The 17,479-nt window shown below is 62.9% G+C and carries 16 protein-coding genes; 13 read left to right on the plus strand and 3 right to left on the minus strand.

Going from position 1 to position 17,479, the window contains the following annotated elements:
* The first annotated feature begins 23 nt into the window (after nucleotides 1–23).
* Nucleotides 24–227 carry a DUF465 domain-containing protein gene (locus ACEN9T_RS16625; RefSeq protein ID WP_027681294.1) on the plus strand — a complete coding sequence of 68 codons (204 nt, stop codon included), beginning with the start codon at nucleotides 24–26 and terminating at the stop codon, nucleotides 225–227.
* An 84-nt stretch (nucleotides 228–311) separates the two neighbouring features.
* The gene (locus ACEN9T_RS16630) at nucleotides 312–2,453 is read left to right on the plus strand and encodes an ATP-dependent DNA helicase (protein WP_413708328.1); all 2,142 of its coding nucleotides are present in this window, start codon (nucleotides 312–314) and stop codon (nucleotides 2,451–2,453) included.
* A 66-nt stretch (nucleotides 2,454–2,519) separates the two neighbouring features.
* On the opposite strand, the gene ACEN9T_RS16635 is transcribed toward ACEN9T_RS16630, so the two are convergent.
* On the minus strand, nucleotides 2,520–3,377 hold the full coding sequence (locus ACEN9T_RS16635) for an outer membrane protein assembly factor BamD (RefSeq protein ID WP_413708329.1): 858 nt from the start codon (nucleotides 3,375–3,377) through the stop codon (nucleotides 2,520–2,522).
* A gap of 15 nt (nucleotides 3,378–3,392) precedes the next feature.
* Between ACEN9T_RS16635 and ACEN9T_RS16640 the strand changes: the two genes are divergently transcribed.
* Together ACEN9T_RS16640 and pgeF are read left to right on the plus strand one after the other, a co-directional pair.
* On the plus strand, nucleotides 3,393–4,505 hold the full coding sequence (locus ACEN9T_RS16640; RefSeq protein WP_413708330.1) for an RluA family pseudouridine synthase: 1,113 nt from the start codon (nucleotides 3,393–3,395) through the stop codon (nucleotides 4,503–4,505).
* Complete coding sequence (gene pgeF / locus ACEN9T_RS16645) at nucleotides 4,489–5,298, plus strand: peptidoglycan editing factor PgeF (protein WP_413708331.1); 810 nt, start codon at nucleotides 4,489–4,491, stop codon at nucleotides 5,296–5,298. The genes ACEN9T_RS16640 and pgeF overlap by 17 nt, the downstream gene beginning before the upstream one ends.
* Before the next feature lie 4 nt (nucleotides 5,299–5,302).
* On the opposite strand, the gene ACEN9T_RS16650 is transcribed toward pgeF, so the two are convergent.
* Nucleotides 5,303–5,539 (minus strand): hypothetical protein, encoded by a 237-nt coding sequence (locus ACEN9T_RS16650; RefSeq protein ID WP_092970170.1) that lies wholly within the window; start codon nucleotides 5,537–5,539, stop codon nucleotides 5,303–5,305.
* 269 nt (nucleotides 5,540–5,808) lie between these two features.
* Between ACEN9T_RS16650 and phaC the strand changes: the two genes are divergently transcribed.
* The 9 genes from phaC to ACEN9T_RS16695 all read left to right on the plus strand — a co-directional run bounded on the left by phaC (nucleotide 5,809) and on the right by ACEN9T_RS16695 (nucleotide 16,548).
* The gene (phaC, locus tag ACEN9T_RS16655) at nucleotides 5,809–7,602 is read left to right on the plus strand and encodes a class I poly(R)-hydroxyalkanoic acid synthase (RefSeq protein ID WP_413708332.1); all 1,794 of its coding nucleotides are present in this window, start codon (nucleotides 5,809–5,811) and stop codon (nucleotides 7,600–7,602) included.
* A gap of 88 nt (nucleotides 7,603–7,690) precedes the next feature.
* Nucleotides 7,691–8,872, plus strand: coding sequence for an acetyl-CoA C-acetyltransferase (locus tag ACEN9T_RS16660; protein ID WP_092970174.1), 1,182 nt, complete (start codon nucleotides 7,691–7,693; stop codon nucleotides 8,870–8,872).
* A gap of 122 nt (nucleotides 8,873–8,994) precedes the next feature.
* On the plus strand, nucleotides 8,995–9,735 hold the full coding sequence (locus tag ACEN9T_RS16665) for a 3-ketoacyl-ACP reductase (RefSeq protein ID WP_024975562.1): 741 nt from the start codon (nucleotides 8,995–8,997) through the stop codon (nucleotides 9,733–9,735).
* 404 nt (nucleotides 9,736–10,139) lie between these two features.
* Nucleotides 10,140–10,694: a polyhydroxyalkanoate synthesis repressor PhaR gene (gene phaR / locus ACEN9T_RS16670; RefSeq protein ID WP_024975563.1), complete on the plus strand. Its 555-nt coding sequence runs from the start codon at nucleotides 10,140–10,142 to the stop codon at nucleotides 10,692–10,694.
* Between the two features lie 200 nt (nucleotides 10,695–10,894).
* Nucleotides 10,895–11,875 carry a tRNA dihydrouridine synthase gene (locus ACEN9T_RS16675; RefSeq protein WP_413708333.1) on the plus strand — a complete coding sequence of 327 codons (981 nt, stop codon included), beginning with the start codon at nucleotides 10,895–10,897 and terminating at the stop codon, nucleotides 11,873–11,875.
* A gap of 65 nt (nucleotides 11,876–11,940) precedes the next feature.
* Entirely contained in the window at nucleotides 11,941–13,302 is a 1,362-nt protein-coding gene (gene rimO / locus ACEN9T_RS16680; protein ID WP_009240757.1) for a 30S ribosomal protein S12 methylthiotransferase RimO, read from the plus strand.
* 87 nt (nucleotides 13,303–13,389) lie between these two features.
* The gene (bktB, locus tag ACEN9T_RS16685) at nucleotides 13,390–14,574 is read left to right on the plus strand and encodes a beta-ketothiolase BktB (protein ID WP_413708334.1); all 1,185 of its coding nucleotides are present in this window, start codon (nucleotides 13,390–13,392) and stop codon (nucleotides 14,572–14,574) included.
* Nucleotides 14,549–15,292 (plus strand): hypothetical protein, encoded by a 744-nt coding sequence (locus ACEN9T_RS16690; protein WP_413708335.1) that lies wholly within the window; start codon nucleotides 14,549–14,551, stop codon nucleotides 15,290–15,292. Before bktB ends, ACEN9T_RS16690 begins: the two co-directional genes overlap by 26 nt.
* A 41-nt stretch (nucleotides 15,293–15,333) precedes the next feature.
* Nucleotides 15,334–16,548 (plus strand): cystathionine beta-lyase, encoded by a 1,215-nt coding sequence (locus ACEN9T_RS16695; RefSeq protein ID WP_413708336.1) that lies wholly within the window; start codon nucleotides 15,334–15,336, stop codon nucleotides 16,546–16,548.
* A 33-nt stretch (nucleotides 16,549–16,581) separates the two neighbouring features.
* On the opposite strand, the gene serB is transcribed toward ACEN9T_RS16695, so the two are convergent.
* Nucleotides 16,582–17,439 (minus strand): phosphoserine phosphatase SerB, encoded by an 858-nt coding sequence (serB, locus tag ACEN9T_RS16700; protein WP_413708337.1) that lies wholly within the window; start codon nucleotides 17,437–17,439, stop codon nucleotides 16,582–16,584.
* Nucleotides 17,440–17,479: the final 40 nt, after the last annotated feature.

The following is a 17,479-nucleotide window of genomic DNA, read 5'->3' on the forward strand; positions in this document are numbered from 1 at the left end:
GCCGGGTTTCCGGGAGGAAAGCGATGGACAGCGATCTGAATACGATCTCGCGTCGCATCATTGAATTGCAGATCGAGCACCGCGATCTCGATTTCCTGATCGACCGGCTGGCGGCTACAGCCGATCACGACGAGTTGCAGCTGCGCCGCCTCAAGAAGCGCCGCCTGAAACTCAAGGACACCATCACCCTGCTACAGTTGCAGCTTGAGCCGGACGTGCCGGCTTAGCGCCTGCCCAAAGTTGGTTCGATTTTCATTCCGAGAGGCCGCAATCACGTGCGGCCTCCGTCATTTGACTCCACGGATTCCGCGTTGACTTCGCTTTCCCCGCTGGCCGAGCCGTCGGCTGATTCCGACGCCGATACCAGCGACGCTTCGGCTCCCGCCGCCTCGCTACCTGCCGATGCCCATCATGTTGAACTGGCGACGCTCTTTGCCGATGACGGCACGCTGGCCAAGGGTATCGATGGCTACCGGCCCCGCAGTGCGCAGCTGACGATGGCGCAGGCCGTTGCCAACGCCATCGAAGCCGCCGATTCGATCATCGTCGAGGCCGGTACGGGCACGGGCAAAACGTACGCCTACCTTGTTCCCGCGATGCTGTGGGGTGGCAAGGTGATCGTCTCCACCGGGACGAAGAACCTGCAGGACCAGCTCTTCCTGCGCGACATCCCGACGGTGCGCAAGGCGCTGAATGCGCCGGTGTCGGTGGCGCTGCTCAAGGGGCGCGCCAACTACGTCTGCCATTACCACGTGGAGCGCACGTCGCAGAACGGGCGCCTTTCTTCGCGCCAGGACGCCGCGTGGCTGCGCCAGATCAACCTCTTCCTGAAGACAACGAAAACTGGCGACAAGGCCGAACTTGCCAGCGTGCCCGAGAACGCGCCGGTGTGGAACCTCGTCACGTCCACGCGCGATAACTGCCTCGGTTCGGACTGCGCCTACTACAAAGACTGCTTTGTCATGCGCGCCCGCAAGGAGGCGCAGCAGGCCGACGTGGTCGTGGTGAACCATCACCTGTTCTTCGCGGACGTGATGTTGAAGGACACCGGCATGGCGGAGTTGCTGCCTGCTGCCAACACGATCATCTTCGACGAAGCGCACCAGCTGCCAGAAACCGCCACGTTGTTCTTTGGCGAGACCATCTCGACGAACCAGATTCTCGAACTTGCGCGTGACAGCGTGGCCGAAGGCCTTTCGCATGCCCGCGATGCGGTGGATTGGGTTGCGATTGCCGCGCCGCTGGAGCGTGCTGCGCGTGATCTGCGCCTGGTCTTCCGCCAGGACGGTTCTCGCCTGTCTATCAAGCAGATCGACAATGATGCGGCACTCGCCAAGCCGTTCTACGAGGTGTTGTCGAAGCTGGAGCAGGGACTTTCCGACTTTACCGGCGCGCTGGAAGCCCAGGCTGAGCGCGCCGAAACCATCGAGCAATGTCATCGCCGCGCCGTGGCGCTGTGTGAAAAACTTGAGGCGTGGGTCGATCCAAAACCGCCCAAGGCGCCAAAGAAAGAAGGGGATGACGCGGGCGCGGACAGCGAAAGTGCGGCCCCCGTTGACGAGCGTGTGCGCTGGGTCGAGGTATTCGCCAATTCCGTGCAGTTGCACCTGACACCGTTGTCGATCGCGCCGATTTTTTCGCGCCAACGTGCGGGCCAGCCGCGCGCGTGGGTCTTCACGTCCGCTACGCTTTCGGTGCGCGGCAACTTCACACACTACGCTGCACAGTTGGGCTTGGATCGTGATCGCTCCATGACGCTCGACAGCCCGTTCGACTACGCATCGCAAGGCTTGCTGTATGTGCCGCGTGATCTGCCGCAGCCGAGCGATCCGCGTTTTACCGATGCGGTGCTCGACGCCACCTTGCCGCTGATTGAAGCGGCGGGCGGCAAGACGTTCCTGCTGTGCACAACGCTGCGCGCTGTGAATCGCGCCGCCGAGCGGTTGTCAGATGAATTCGTGCAACGCGGCTGGGATTTCCCGCTGCTAGTGCAGGGCCAGGCCAGCCGTACGGAGCTGCTGGACCGTTTTCGTGCGCTCGGCAACGCCGTCCTGATCGGCAGCCAGAGCTTTTGGGAAGGCGTGGACGTACGCGGCGAGGCGCTCTCGCTGGTCGTCATCGACAAGTTGCCGTTTGCCCCGCCCGATGATCCGGTGCTGAGCGCGCGCATGGAGGCGCTTGAAAAGAAGGGGCTGAGCCCGTTTGCCGTGCACCAACTGCCGCATGCAGTCATCACGCTCAAGCAAGGCGCAGGGCGATTGATTCGTTCGGAGACCGATCGCGGTGTGCTGATGATCTGTGACCCGCGGCTCGTTGAGAAGAACTACGGTCGCCAGATCTGGCAGAGCCTGCCGCCGTTCAAGCGTACGCGCGAGGCCGAGACGGCTGCCGATTTTCTGCGTTCGCTGCGGCCAGATTCGGAAGAGGCGGCTGCCGGCGGGTCTGAAGACTGATCTGCGTGCACAAACAAAAAGCCCGGCCAATCGACCGGGCTTTTTGTTGTGCTGTTCAAGCCTTGCTTACCACCATTGGTACCAGGGCTTGTCTTTCTTGCGCTGGCCGTAGGCGAGGAAATCGCTCTTCGGGTAGTTCTGCTTGATGATGCGTTCGGTGTCGTCGCGCATGTCTTTCATGCCCAGCGCTTCATACGACTTCATCATGATGTACAGCGCTTCTTCCACTGCTGGGGCGCGGTCGTAATCCTTGATGGCGTCCTGCGCGCGGTTGACGGCAGCCAGGTAGGCGCCGCGGCGATAGTAGTAGCGCGCGGCGCCCACTTCATGCTCGGCCATCGCGTTGACGATGTACTGCATGCGCTGGGTGGCGTCCGGCGTGTACTTGCTGTTCGGGAAACGCGTGATCAGCGTCTTGAACGCGTCGTAGGCTGCGCGTGCCGCCTTCGGGTCGCGCTCGCTCAAGTCCTGGTTCGAGAAGCGGCCGAGCCAGCCCAGGTTGTCGTTGAAGTTGATCAGGCCCTTGAGGTAATAGGCGTAATCGACGCTCGGGTGATTCGGGTGCAACTGGATGAAGCGATCCACCGCGGCCAGCGCGGCAGCCGTCTCGCCATCCTTGTAGTTGGCGTAGGCGGTTTCGATCTGGGCTTGCTGGGCGTACGGCCCGAACGGATAGCGGCTTTCGAGCTTTTCGTAGTACTTGACCGCCTTGGCGTAGTCGCCGCCGTCGAGCGAATCCTTCGCTTCCGAATATAATTTGTTGGCTGACCAGCCAGCAGTTTCGTCTTGCTGTTCCGGCAGGATGCCGCAGGCCGAGATAGTCAGACATGCAACGCCTGCCACCAACACTGCTCCGATTTGTGCGCGGATTCGACTGCCGATTCGACTGCCAATACGCGCCTGCTTTACGCTCGTGACCGACATGGGCACCTTTTCTGAATGAAAAATCGCATCAAGCATTATAGCCCAAGCCCTGTGTCAGACGACGCACTGGCTGACGTTTCCCTCGCTGCGCCGGAGACGGAAGACGCCCTCGATGATGAGGCGCTCGATTTGCCTGCCGCCGATGCGGCACCGGCTGCCGAACCGATCATCGTCGAGATTCCCGAAGCCATGCACGGCGAACGCCTGGACAAGGCGCTTGCCAAGCTGCTGCCTGACTATTCGCGCAGCCGCCTCCAGCAATGGATTGATGCCGGCGCGGTGCGTCTGCGTGGTGAGGTGGTGCGCCCGCGTGCGGCCATCTCCGGCGGTGATCGCATCGAAGTCGTCCCGCAACGCGCGGCCGACGAAAATGCCTTCGTTGCCGAGCCCATCGACCTAGATGTGGTGTACGAAGACGACACGCTGCTCGTCATCAACAAGCCTGCCGGGCTGGTGGTGCATCCGGCCGCCGGCAACTGGAGCGGCACGGTGCTCAACGGCCTGCTGCACCGCTATCCCGACGCGGTGGAGTTGCCGCGCGCCGGTATCGTCCACCGCCTTGACAAGGACACTTCCGGCCTGATGGTGGTCGCCCGCACGCTGCCCGCACAGACGGACCTCGTCCGCCAACTTCAGGCACGTACTGTCAAGCGGACTTATCTCGCACTCGTGTGGGGCGAAACGCCCGAAGAGGCCACGATTGACGCTCCGATCGGCCGCGATCCGCGTGACCGCACGCGCATGGCGATCATCGAGACGGCCAGCGGCAAGCCGGCGCGCACGCATTTCAAGACGCTGGACGTGGTGGACCTCGGGCGGGCGCAGGTATCTCTGGTGCGCTGCCAGCTTGAGACCGGTCGTACACACCAGATCCGTGTGCACTTTGAATCGGAGGGGCATCCGCTGCTTGGCGATCCTGTGTACACGCGCAATTTCCGCCGTGGCAAGCCGCAGACGATCAAGGCGCCGCTACCGGTGCCATTTACACGGCAGGCGCTGCACGCGGTGCGCCTGGGGCTCGTGCATCCTGCATCGGGCAAATCAGTGCACTGGGAAGTTGGCGTGCCGGATGATTTCGCCGATCTGCTGGAAGCCCTGGACCTGGATCCCGATGCCGATATCAACTGATTGGATCGTCCCTGACTGGCCAGCCCATCCGCATGTCAAGGCGCTGGCCACGACCCGCCTGGGTGGCGTCAGCGCAGGGCCTTACGGATTGGCGGGTGGCTTGCCCGGTGGCCTGAACCTTGGCCGGCATGTCGGTGATGCGCCCGAAGCCGTTGAACAGAATCGCCGCATCTTGCGTGCAGCGCTACCCGTCGAGCCGACGTGGATGGAGCAAGTGCACGGCACCGGCGTGGCGGATCTTGATCAGCTCGTCGGCACGTCTGCGCCTGTGGTTGCCGACGCGGCGGTGGCGTCGTGGCGGGATCGTGTCTGCGTGGTCATGACGGCCGATTGCCTGCCTGTCTTGCTGAGCGACGCTCGCGGCGTAACCGTGGGTGCGGCGCATGCGGGCTGGCGCGGTCTATGCGGGGGCGTCATCGAGCGCACGCTGGATGCGATGCTGCAACGGTTGCGCGCCAGCGGCCAGGAAGCTGATCCAACGTGGCTGGCATGGCTGGGGCCGGCCATTGGGCCATCGTGTTTTGAAGTGGGTGTGGAAGTGCGCCAGGCGTTTATCGACGCCGCTCAGCCCGGTGAATTACCAGCCACCCAGGCGGCTTTCTTGGAAGGCGCATCCGCCGACAAGTTCTTTGCTGACCTGTATGCGCTGGCCCGGCTGCGGCTGGCACGCGTTGGCTGTACCGACGTGTACGGCGGCGGCCTGTGCACAATGAGGGACGCCGAGCGCTTCTATTCGTACCGCCGGGAGCGCACCACCGGCCGCATGGCGACGCTGATCTGGCGCGCAGAGTGAGCGCTCAGGCGGCGCCGTCGCCTGTGTCGCTGCTCAGTGTGGGGGTGGTGTCCGCTTTGTCGTGCGCGGCTTCCTGGGCTTTTCGGCGTCGTCTGCGTGCCGGCGTGCCGACAATCCACAGGAAGAGCGATAACGGGGCCACGCCGTAGAAGACAAATGTGCCGATGCCTGCAATCCAAGATTGCTCAGTCAAGGACATCATCAGTACGACGTAGAGCCAGGCGATGGCGACGATATACATGAGAAAAAGCGGTGCCCGGCATTGGCGTAATGCGGCAGTCTCGCACGAAATCGCGCAAATTGGACCATAGCCCCGGTTCTGCGCTTAGCCATTCGGTCGGAGTCATTTTCGGCGAATGTGCCAAAACCCGCGCTGGCTGGGCATTTCCGGCCGACCATTAACTAACTCCGATTGACAGCCTTGAAACGGCAAGGCAACAATGCCCCGCAATACTACGAGTTGCGCCGCCGTTCCAACCGGAGCGGCGCAATCGTCGGATCGAGGGCACTATGGCATCGCGTCAATCGACATCATCCAAAGCATCTAGCGCCCACACTCAAGCTCCCTGGCAGAGCTTGTCGGACCCTACGCAGTGGGCAGAGCAGTTCAAGCAATGGCAGGCCTTTGCGGGCGCCTTCGCACAACCCGGTGCTGCGGCGCAGGGTCTTGGCCAGTTCAACGGCGCAGCGATGGGCGAAGGCGCAGTTCCCTTCGCGCTGATCCCGCATGATCGGCTGGCCGAAATCCAGCAGAAATATCTCGAAGAGTGGCTCCAGATCTGGCGCCACATGAGCACCGGCGAAAGCGCCGAGGCCGTGGCGCCGTCTGATCGCCGTTTCTCGAACGATGCGTGGCGCAAGAGCCCGCTGTACGGCTACGCCGCTGCGTTCTACGTGCTCAACGCCCGCACCCTGATGGAAATGGCCGACGCCGTGCAAGCTGACGCCAAGACCCGCGAGCGCGTGCGTTTTGCAGTGTCGCAATGGACGGCCGCCATGTCGCCGTCCAACTTCCTTGCGACCAACCCTGAGGCGCAGAAGCATCTGATTGAATCGCGAGGCGAATCCCTGCGTACCGGCATCCTGAACATGCTGCAGGACATGGAGCGCGGCAAGATCTCGCAGACCGACGAAACGGCGTTCGAGATCGGCCGCAATGTCGCCAACAGCGAAGGCGCCGTCGTCTTCGAGAACGACTATTTCCAGCTCATCCAATACAAGCCGCTGACAGCCAAGGTGCATGCGCGCCCGCTGCTGCTAGTGCCGCCGTGCATCAACAAGTTCTACATCCTGGACCTGCAGCCGGCCAATTCGCTCGTGCGCTATGCGGTGGAGCAGGGCAATACCGTTTTCCTGGTGTCATGGCGCAATCCGGACGCGAGCATGGCGTCCCGCACGTGGGATGACTACATCGAAGGCGGCGCGATCGAGGCCATCCGCGTAGCGCGCGAAATTTCTGCGCAGGACCAGATCAATGTGCTGGGCTTCTGCGTGGGCGGAACGATCCTGTCGACGGCCCTGGCCGTGCTGGCGGAGCGCGGCGAGCATCCGGCCGCAAGCCTGACGCTGCTGACCACGCTGCTCGACTTTACGGACACCGGCATTCTCGACGTGTTCGTCGATCAGGCCCAGGTGGAAATGCGTGAGAAGACCATCGGCAGCAATGCGCCGACCGGCCCGGGCCTGCTGCGTGGCGTGGAGCTGGCAAACACGTTCTCGTTCCTGCGTCCGAACGATCTGGTCTGGAACTACGTTGTCGAGAATTATCTAAAGGGCAAGACGCCCGCGCCGTTCGACCTGCTGTATTGGAATGGCGACTCGACCAACCTGCCTGGCCCGTGGTACTGCTGGTACCTGCGCCATACGTATCTGCAGAACGACCTCAAAACGCCAGGCAAGCTGAAGGTGAACGGCACGCCGGTGGATTTAGGCAAGATCGACGTGCCGGTCTACATCTACGGATCGCGTGAAGACCACATCGTGCCGTGGAAGTCCGCTTATGGCTCTGTGCCGCTGCTTAAGGGCAAGCGGCGTTTCGTGCTGGGCGCCTCGGGACATATCGCAGGCGTGATCAACCCGCCCGCGGCCAACAAGCGTTCGCATTGGATCAATGCCAAGCTGCCCGATACCGCCGATGCGTGGTTCGAGGGTGCCAAGGAGCATCCGGGCAGTTGGTGGCCGGATTGGTCAACATGGCTGGCATCACACGCCGGTGCGCAGAAGAGTGCACCCAAGAGCTATGGCAATGCGGATTACCCGGCCATCGAGCCGGCGCCTGGCCGCTACGTCAAACAGAAAGCGTAAGATCGCGCGCATGAACCCCGTTGCCGTCGCGGCTTCGGCTGCTGACGGCGTCCAACGACCCTCTCTTTCGACAGTGGAAGGTAAGCAAATGACCGATGTTGTGATCGTATCGGCGGTACGCACCGCCGTGGGCAAGTTTGGTGGCTCGTTGGCGAAGATCGCTGCGCCTGAGCTTGGCGCGGCCGTTATCCGCGAAGCGCTGGCGCGCGCCAAGGTGTCACCCGACCAGGTGAGCGAAGTCATCATGGGGCAGGTGCTGACTGCCGGCTCGGGCCAGAATCCGGCGCGTCAGGCCGTCATCAAGGCTGGGCTGCCGAACATGGTGCCCGGCCTGACCATCAACAAGGTGTGCGGCTCGGGCCTGAAGGCCGTAATGCTGGCCGCCAACGCCATCATCGCGGGCGATGCCGAGATTGTCGTGGCCGGTGGCCAGGAAAACATGTCCGCCGCGCCGCACGTCCTGCCGGGCTCGCGCGATGGTTTCCGCATGGGAGATGCCAAGCTGATCGATTCGATGATTGTGGACGGGCTGTGGGACGTCTACAACCAGTACCACATGGGCATCACGGCCGAGAACGTCGCCAAGGAATATGGCATCACGCGTGAAGCGCAGGACGAGTTTGCCGTGGCATCGCAGAACAAGGCTGAAGCTGCGCAGAAGTCGGGCCGTTTCAATGACGAAATCGTTCCGATCCTGATCCCGCAGCGCAAGGGTGATCCGATTGCCTTTACGCAGGATGAGTTCGTCCGCCATGGCGCCACGCTCGAATCGATGGCAGGGCTGAAGCCTGCCTTCGACAAGGCCGGCACTGTGACGGCTGCCAATGCCTCGGGTCTGAACGATGGCGCCGCCGCTGTTGTGGTGATGTCGGCCGCCAAGGCCAAGGAGCTGGGCCTGACGCCCCTGGCCACGATCCGTGCGTACGCGAGTGCTGGCTTGGATCCGAAGGTCATGGGTATGGGGCCGGTTCCGGCATCGAAGCGCTGCCTTTCGCGCGCCGGCTGGTCGGTGGCCGACCTGGACCTGATGGAGATCAACGAGGCGTTTGCCGCTCAGGCGCTGGCCGTGCATCAGCAGATGGGCTGGGATACGTCCAAGGTCAACGTCAATGGTGGTGCGATTGCGATCGGCCACCCGATCGGCGCGTCGGGCTGCCGCATCCTGGTCACGCTGCTGCACGAAATGCAGAAGCGCGATGCGAAGAAGGGCTTGGCCTCGCTGTGTATCGGCGGCGGCATGGGCGTGGCGCTGGCGGTTGAACGTCCGTAAGTCTTTTGCAGTGGGATTGGCGTGGGGTGGAACGAATACCGCACACGCCAATCCGAGAAACCTGAGCATCCGCTGCCCGGCAAGAGGCCTGGCAGTTCTAACAACAAGGACTAGGAGTGGACATGACCAAACGCATCGCATACGTCACCGGTGGCATGGGCGGTATCGGAACGGCGATTTGCCAGCGCTTGGCGCGCGACGGCTTCACCGTTGTCGCAGGCTGTGGCCCGAACTCGCCGCGCAAGGCGAAATGGCTCGAACAGCAAAAGGCGCTCGGTTTCGATTTCGTGCCGTCCGAGGGCAACGTCGGCGATTGGGAGTCCACCAAGGCCGCGTTCGACAAGGTCAAGGCCGAAGTGGGCGAGGTGGATGTCCTGATCAACAACGCCGGCATCACGCGCGACGTGGTGTTTCGCAAGATGACCCGCGCCGACTGGGATGCGGTGATCGACACCAACCTGACTTCGCTGTTCAACGTGACCAAGCAGGTTATCGACGGCATGGCTGATCGCGGCTGGGGCCGTATCGTCAACATCTCGTCGGTGAATGGCCAGAAGGGGCAGTTTGGTCAGACCAACTACTCCACGGCCAAGGCCGGCTTGCATGGCTTCACGATGGCGCTGGCGCAGGAAGTCGCAACCAAGGGTGTGACGGTCAATACCGTGTCGCCGGGCTATATCGCCACCGACATGGTGAAAGCGATTCGTCAGGATGTGCTCGACAAGATTATTGGCACCATCCCGGTCAAGCGCTTGGGCGAGCCGACGGAGATCGCCTCGATCTGCGCATGGCTGGCATCTGAAGAGTCTGGCTTCTCCACCGGCGCGGACTTCTCCCTCAACGGCGGCCTGCACATGGGCTGACGCTCAATGCCCATGCTGCGGCGATGCTGCAGCATGGATGCAGCAATTTTTCCCTTGCCTTTACCTGCATGCTGCGATGCTCGATTGCATCGCAGCAGGCTTTTTGCGTCCCCTCCGGACACTGTTCGAGTGCATGAGCCGCATCAAAATGCTGCGGGTTTTTACCGGGGGAGGTCGCCTTTTCTTTGCAGGGCGATCCGCATAGAATCCAGTCACGGAGGCGCTCCGCAGGGAGACACGGGGCGTCCGATCATAACCGGATGCATCTGCGCTGCTCTTGAATGCAGCATTTGCGCGCAGATCGGAACAGCCGGGCAACCGCGTATTTTGCTGCATCGCTCGGTGCAGTCATTTCGCACTGCATCGGCTGCACCGCAGCAGCATCGCCAACACGGAAAGGCACGATGGCCACCAGCAAGAAGGGCACCGAACGGCTGATCAAGAAATATCCCAACCGCCGGCTCTACGATACCCAAACCAGCACGTACATCACGCTGGCAGACGTCAAGCAACTCGTGATGGAAACCGAAGAGTTTCGCGTCGTCGATGCGAAATCCGGTGAAGACCTGACCCGCAGCATCCTGCTGCAGATCATCCTGGAAGAGGAAACCGGCGGCGTGCCGATGTTCTCCGGCGCGATGCTCGCTCAGATCATCCGTTTCTATGGAAACGCCATGCAGGGCATGATGGGCACGTACCTGGAAAAGAACATCCAGGCGTTTGTCGACATCCAGAGCAAGCTGGCCGAAAACTCGAAGGATCTGTACAGCGGCAACTCCTTCAACCCTGACATGTGGTCGCAATTCATGAACATGCAGGGGCCGATGATGCAAGGCATGATGAGCAACTACATCGAGCAGAGCAAAAACCTGTTCGTGCAAATGCAGGAGCAGATGCAGAGCCAAGCCAAGAACATGTTCGGGACATTCCCGTTCAACCAGCCGCCCGAAAAGAAGTAAGTTCGGCGGGCTGGTAAAACGAGGCGAATCGCATGGCGGTTCGCCTTTTTTGTTGGGCGGGCGTGGGTGAGGGCGGCAAGGTAAAATACGTGTCTTTCAGGTGAGGCATACGCCTCTCCGACGATCACGATTCCCCCCTTCGGTCTCCCCATGTTCGATGTCCGCTCCCGGCCCGTGCGCCGGCCGTCTTCCGTTTTCGCATGAGCCGCCTGTTGCTTGCCCCGATGGAAGGGGTCGCGGATTACGTCATGCGCGACGTGCTGACCCAAGCTGGCGGCTACGACGGATGCGTCTCGGAGTTCGTCCGGGTGACGGGCTCGCTGCTGCCAGCGCGCACGTACGAACGTGAGACGCCCGAGATCCGCAACGGTGGCTATACCGCCAGCGGCACACCGATGACCATCCAGCTCCTCGGCAGCGATCCGGAATGGCTGGCACGCAATGCGGCATACGCGGCGTCCCTCACGCCGCACGGCATCGACCTTAACTTCGGTTGCCCGGCCAAGGTCGTGAACCGACACGGCGGCGGCGCCATGCTGCTCGCTACGCCGGAAGTGCTGTACGACATCGTCCATGCCGTGCGGGCCGCCGTGCCGGCCAATATTTCGGTGACGGCCAAGATGCGGCTCGGCGTTTCCGATACTTCCCGTGCGATTGACTGTGCGACGGCCCTGGCGGAAGGCGGTGCCGAATCGCTCGTGGTGCATGCCCGCACGCGCGACCATGGCTACCGTCCACCCGCCCATTGGGATTGGATTGCACGCATCGCCGACGCCGTGAGCATTCCGGTGACGGCCAACGGCGAAGTCTGGACCGTGGCTGATTGGGAGCGCTGCCGGGCCGTCAGCGGCTGCAATGACGTGATGATCGGGCGCGGCGCCGTGTCTGACCCGTTCCTGGCTCAGCGCATTCGCGGGCAGATGGATCAAACGCCGTCTGCGGCGGAATGGCCGGTTGTGCTGGGCTACCTCGCCGATTATCTGAAAAAGCTGCATGCGCGCATCTCGGCCAAACATGAGCATGGCCGCGTCAAATTGTGGCTCAGCTATCTGAAGCGGACGTGGCCGCAGGCCTCGGAACTGCACGATGCGATCCGCAGACTGCAAGACGCGCTGGAAATCGAGTGCGTGATCGAACAGATGCAGCTTCGGCTTGGCCGCCCCGGCGCGGCGAACGGTTAAAATACGCAACCGCGCGGCACACCCACGTGCTCAGCGCAAATCCTCTCCCACATCAGGTTGTTCCCATGTCCGACGTCAGTACCCAGAGCCCCAAGGTGGGGTTCGTCAGTCTCGGTTGCCCCAAGGCCTTGGTCGATTCCGAGCAGATCATCACCCAACTGCGCGCGGAGGGGTATGAGATCTCCGGCACGTACGGCGGGGCGGACCTGGTGGTCGTCAACACCTGCGGCTTTATCGACGAGGCTGTGCAGGAAAGCCTGGATGCGATTGGCGAGGCGCTGGCCGAGAACGGCAAGGTGATCGTGACCGGCTGCCTGGGTGCCAAGAAGGACGCCGCTGGCCAGGACATCATCACGAGCGTGCACCCGAAGGTGCTGGCTGTGACGGGCCCCCATGCGCTGGGCGAGGTGATGGAAGCGGTGCATACGCACCTGCCCAAGCCGCACGATCCGTTCATCGATCTGGTGCCGCCGCAGGGCATCAAGCTCACGCCCAAGCACTACGCGTATCTGAAAATTTCCGAAGGCTGCAACCACCGCTGCAGCTTCTGCATCATCCCGTCGATGCGTGGCGATCTCGTCTCGCGCCCGGTGGCCGAAGTGATGCTGGAGGCTGAAAACCTTCTGAAGGCCGGCGTAAAGGAGCTGCTCGTCATCTCGCAGGACACCAGCGCTTATGGCGTCGATGTCAAATTCCGCATGGGCTTCTGGAACGGCCGCCCGCTGAAGACGCGCATGACCGAACTGGTGGGTGCGCTTGGCGAGTTGGCGTCGCAGTACGGCGCCTGGGTGCGCCTGCATTACGTGTACCCGTACCCGAGCGTCGATGAGGTGATGCCGTTGATGGCCGAAGGCAAGGTCCTGCCGTATCTGGACGTACCCCTGCAGCACGCCCACCCCGACGTGCTCAAGCGCATGAAGCGCCCGGCCAACGCCGAGAAAACGCTGGACCGCATCCGTGCCTGGCGCGAGGTGTGCCCCGAGTTGACTATCCGCAGCACATTCATCGCAGGCTTCCCGGGTGAAACGGAGGAAGAGTTCCAAACGCTGCTCGACTTCATCGCCGAGGCAGAGCTGGACCGCGTGGGTTGCTTCGCGTATTCGCCGGTCGAAGGTGCCACCGCCAACGATCTGCCGGGCGCGCTGCCCGATGAGGTGCGTGAGGAGCGCCGCGCGCGCTTCATGGAAGTCGCCGAGCGCGTGTCTGCGCGCCGTCTGCAGCGCAAGGTGGGCAAGTCGCTGCGTGTGCTCGTGGACGAGGTGAATCAGGACGGTGGCATTGGCCGTTCGTCGGCGGATGCCCCGGAGATCGACGGCCTGGTCTATATCGCGCCGCCGTCGAAGCCTTACAAGCGCTACAAGGCGGGCGATTTCGTGTCGGTCAAGATTACCGGCGCGGACGGCCACGACCTGTGGGGCGAGGTCTGACCCACTTAGGTAGTCGTACCTAAATTTTGCGAACGGTCGTGCGTTTATACTGGCCGCCATCCAATTTCGATGGCTCAGGAGACAGCAATGGCACGTGAAGTGGTGGTGGTGAGTGGCGTTCGTACCGCAATCGGGACGTTTGGCGGCAGCCTGAAGGATGTGGCGCCGTGCGAACTGGGCGCGCTCGTCGTGCGCGAGGCACTGGCCCGCGCCGGCGTGAAGGGCGAGGAAGTCGGCCACGTGGTGTTTGGCCACGTGATCAACACCGAGCCGCGCGACATGTATCTCTCGCGCGTGGCCGCCGTGAACGGTGGTGTGTCGGCCGAAACGCCTGCATTCAACGTGAACCGCCTTTGCGGCTCGGGCTTGCAGGCTGTGGTGAGCGCCGCGCAAACCGTTCTGCTGGGCGACGCCGACGTTGCCATAGCCGGCGGTGCGGAAAGCATGAGTCGTGCGCCGTACCTTGCGCCCGCCGCCCGCTGGGGTTCGCGCATGGGCGACGCCAAGATGGTCGACATGATGCTGGGCGCGTTGCACGACCCGTTCCACGCGATCCACATGGGGGTGACGGCGGAGAACGTCGCCCGCGAATTCGGCATCAGCCGCGAGCAGCAAGACCAGACGGCGCTGGAATCGCACCAGCGTGCATCGCGCGCCATCCAGGCCGGCTACTTCAAAGACCAAATCGTTCCGGTGACGATCAAGTCGCGCAAGGGCGATATCCGGTTCGATACCGATGAGCACGTCCGCCACGACGCGACCATCGACGATATGACCAAGCTCAAGCCGGTCTTCACGAAAGAGAACGGCACGGTCACGGCAGGCAACGCTTCGGGCCTGAATGACGCGGCTGCCGCGCTGGTGCTGATGGAGCGCTCGGAGGCAGAGAAGCGCGGGCTCAAGCCGTTGGCGCGGCTGGTGTCGTACGGCCACGCTGGCGTGGATCCGAAGATCATGGGTATCGGCCCGGTGCCGGCCACGCGCAAGGCGCTGGAGCGCGCAGGCCTGTCGGTCAAGGATCTGGATGTGATCGAAGCCAACGAGGCATTTGCCGCCCAAGCCTGCGCGGTGACGAAGGAACTCGGCCTGGACCCGGCCAAGGTCAACCCGAACGGTTCGGGCATCTCGCTCGGCCACCCGATCGGCGCAACGGGTGCGCTTATCACGGTCAAGGCGCTGCACGAGCTGCAGCGCATCGGTGGTCGCTACGCGCTGGTGACCATGTGTATTGGTGGAGGACAAGGCATTGCGGCGGTGTTCGAGCGCATCTGAACCCATTTTTTCGATTGAACGCCTGATTTGGCCCACCGGCGCGCTGCTTGCGCTGGTGCTGGCCGCAGGCGTGGCGCCGGTGTCCGCGCAGACGCCGGCCGCCAACAACGGCTACGACGTATCGACCGGCAGCACCAACGTGCAGCCAGGTGACCTGGGCCTGAACCGCGCCGTTGCCGATGGCGACAAGCGCCGCGCTCAGGCCAGGAAGGGCGACAACGGGTTCTCGGCGCAGACTCCGCCGCTCCGTGTGCTGCAACCACAGCCCGACTACGCAAAATATCCCGTCTATACCGGCGTGATCGGCGACATGCCGATTCGCATGCGTCTCGGACGCAAGGCCGGTGAAATCGACAGCGTCCACGGCGAATACGTTCCGGGCAGCGCGGCGGGCGTGCGCCTGGTGACCGGCGAATATGAAAACGGCGGTTTTCTCATGGAGGAGTCCGATGACGGCATGCACGTCACGGGCACCTGGGAAGGCGCCATCGACGGTCACGGCATTGTGCGCGGCACGTGGACGGACGTGGCACACGACGGCCACACGTTGCCCTTTGTGCTGCGGCCCGTCGCGGTGGTGGTGATTCCGCCTTACGATGCCGCAGCCAACAGCAATGCCGCAGTGCCCGCAACGCCAATCACGCCGCTAGTTCCCGCCGCACCGGGTCAGATTGCGCCACCGTCCAGCAACCCAACGCGATCAAGCGCGCACTGGTAAGCAGCAAGAAATTGCTCATACGCCATCAAACAGGAAACCTCGTGAACGACGACACCAAGCTCCCGCCCATGTTTCCCGCGACCCAGGCTGTCCATCCGGAATTGCATATCCCGCCGGGCTTCACGGCGTTCTCGCATGCCACGCATCGTGCGTCGACGGTGGTGTTCAAGAACCTCGCCGACATGCGCGCCTTCGGCAGCGGCAGTGTGGTGCACTGGCGCTACGGCCTGCATGCCACGCCGACATCCGACACGTTGTGCCAAGCGCTGGCGCAGATCGAGGGCGGCTCGCACGCGCTGCTGCTTCCGTCGGGGCTGGCGGCGATTTCGCTGGTGTACTTCTCGCTCATCAAATCCGGCGACGATGTCCTGATTCCGGACAACGCCTACGGACCGAACCGCGACCATGGCGAGTGGATGGCGCGCCAGTTCGGCATTACCGTGCGCTATTACGATCCGATGATCGGTGCCGGCATTGCCGACCTGATGCGTCACAACACCAAGCTCGTGTGGCTCGAAGCGCCGGGCTCCGTGACGATGGAAGTGCCCGACTGCAGGGCCATCGCGGAGGTGGCGCGCAAGGCCGGCGCCGTCACCGCCATCGACAACACCTGGAGTGGCGGCGTGTATTACCAGCCGTTTGAACACGGCATCGACATCTCCGTCCAGGCGCTGACCAAGTACCAATCAGGCGGCAGCGATGTGCTGATGGGTGCCGCTATCACGAACGACGAAGCGCTGCACCACAAGCTGCTTGCCACGCGAATGCGCATGGGCTGGGGCGTTTCGGCAGACGATTGCTATTTCGTGCTGCGTGGCCTGCCGAGCCTGCTGACGCGCCTGGCCGCCCATGACGCGCATGCCCGCGAAGTGGCCGAATGGCTGGCGGACCGACCCGAAGTCGTGCGCGTGCTTCATCCGGCGCTGCCCGATTGTCCGGGCCACGAAAACTGGAAACGCGACTTTACCGGCGCGAGCGGATTGTTCTCGATCGTGCTGCATGAACGCTATTCGCAGGCGCAGATCGATGCCTTTATCGAAGGCCTGCGCTACTTTGCGATCGGCTTTTCGTGGGGCGGGGCGCACAGTCTGGCGCTGCCATACAACATCCCGTCGATGCGCACGGCGACTGCCTGGCCGCCAGCCGATTGGGAGAACGCGGGCGGTTTTGTGCGGCTGTATATCGGGCTGGAAGATCCGCGAGATCTGATTGCGGATTTGAAGCAGGCGATGGAGACGCACCTGCGGGCGGCGTAACGCGTTTCCGCAGGCGGAAATTTCCGCAGCAGCTTATTGCTGCGGAAACAAATTCAACAACCCATCCAGGCCGACAACGTTGAACGCCACGTCGGCCTGCGCCTGCACGATGGGCTTGGCGCGGAACGCGACCGACAGACCGGCCACGCCCATCATCTTCAGATCGTTCGAGCCGTCGCCCATGGCGATGGCGTTGTGCGGCGATACCCCCAGATCCTGGCAGAACGCCTTGAGCGTCTGCGCCTTCACATCCGCATTGACGATCTCACCCAGCACGCGGCCGGTGAGCTTGCCGTCGACGATCTCCAGCGTGTTGGCGCGCGTGCGGTCCAACCCCAGACGCTCCTGCAGGCGTGAGGTGAAGAATTCGAAGCCGCCCGAAACCAGCAGCGTGCGGATGCCCAGCGCTTGCACGGCCTTGAGCATTTTTTCGGCCCCCAGGGAGAGCTGCAGGCGCTCGGCATAGACGCGCTCCAGCACGCTCGCATCCAGACCCTTGAGCAGTTCGACGCGGCGCGTCAGGCTCTCGTTGAAATCCTTGATCTCGCCGCGCATCGACGCTTCGGTGATGGCGGCCACCTGCGGCTTGAGCCCGCAGAAATCTGCGATTTCGTCGATGCACTCGATGGTGATGAGCGTCGAATCCATGTCCATCGCCAGCACACGGAAATCGCCGAACGTCCATTCGTCGGGAATCCACGCGTAGTCCAACTTCAGGTTGGCGCAGATGGCATCAAGCTGGACGCGCAATTCGCTGGGCAGTTCGTGCACCCATTCGATGGCCGCGACGTTGGGCGCGCGCATCTCATAGGTGGCGCTGCCGAACAGGCTGCGGATGGATTCAATGTCGCCGGTCGACAGCGGCGACAGGCTTTGCAGAATGACGGGCATGGAGTGACAGGAGCGGGGTGCGGCAGTTCGGCGCCGGGGA

The sequence above is a fragment of the Ralstonia sp. Ralssp110 genome (genome assembly GCF_047325135.1).
GTDB classification, from domain to species: domain Bacteria; phylum Pseudomonadota; class Gammaproteobacteria; order Burkholderiales; family Burkholderiaceae; genus Ralstonia; species Ralstonia mojiangensis.

Coding starts and splice junctions, on each gene's coding strand:
- ACEN9T_RS16625 (WP_027681294.1), top strand. CDS start 24: ATGGACAGCGATCTGAATACGATCTCGCGTCGCATCATTGAATTGCAG.
- ACEN9T_RS16635 (WP_413708329.1), bottom strand. CDS start 3,377: ATGTCGGTCACGAGCGTAAAGCAGGCGCGTATTGGCAGTCGAATCGGC.
- ACEN9T_RS16640 (WP_413708330.1), top strand. CDS start 3,393: ATGAAAAATCGCATCAAGCATTATAGCCCAAGCCCTGTGTCAGACGAC.
- pgeF (WP_413708331.1), top strand. CDS start 4,489: ATGCCGATATCAACTGATTGGATCGTCCCTGACTGGCCAGCCCATCCG.
- ACEN9T_RS16650 (WP_092970170.1), bottom strand. CDS start 5,539: ATGTATATCGTCGCCATCGCCTGGCTCTACGTCGTACTGATGATGTCC.
- phaC (WP_413708332.1), top strand. CDS start 5,809: ATGGCATCGCGTCAATCGACATCATCCAAAGCATCTAGCGCCCACACT.
- ACEN9T_RS16660 (WP_092970174.1), top strand. CDS start 7,691: ATGACCGATGTTGTGATCGTATCGGCGGTACGCACCGCCGTGGGCAAG.
- ACEN9T_RS16665 (WP_024975562.1), top strand. CDS start 8,995: ATGACCAAACGCATCGCATACGTCACCGGTGGCATGGGCGGTATCGGA.
- phaR (WP_024975563.1), top strand. CDS start 10,140: ATGGCCACCAGCAAGAAGGGCACCGAACGGCTGATCAAGAAATATCCC.
- ACEN9T_RS16675 (WP_413708333.1), top strand. CDS start 10,895: ATGAGCCGCCTGTTGCTTGCCCCGATGGAAGGGGTCGCGGATTACGTC.
- rimO (WP_009240757.1), top strand. CDS start 11,941: ATGTCCGACGTCAGTACCCAGAGCCCCAAGGTGGGGTTCGTCAGTCTC.
- bktB (WP_413708334.1), top strand. CDS start 13,390: ATGGCACGTGAAGTGGTGGTGGTGAGTGGCGTTCGTACCGCAATCGGG.
- serB (WP_413708337.1), bottom strand. CDS start 17,439: ATGCCCGTCATTCTGCAAAGCCTGTCGCCGCTGTCGACCGGCGACATT.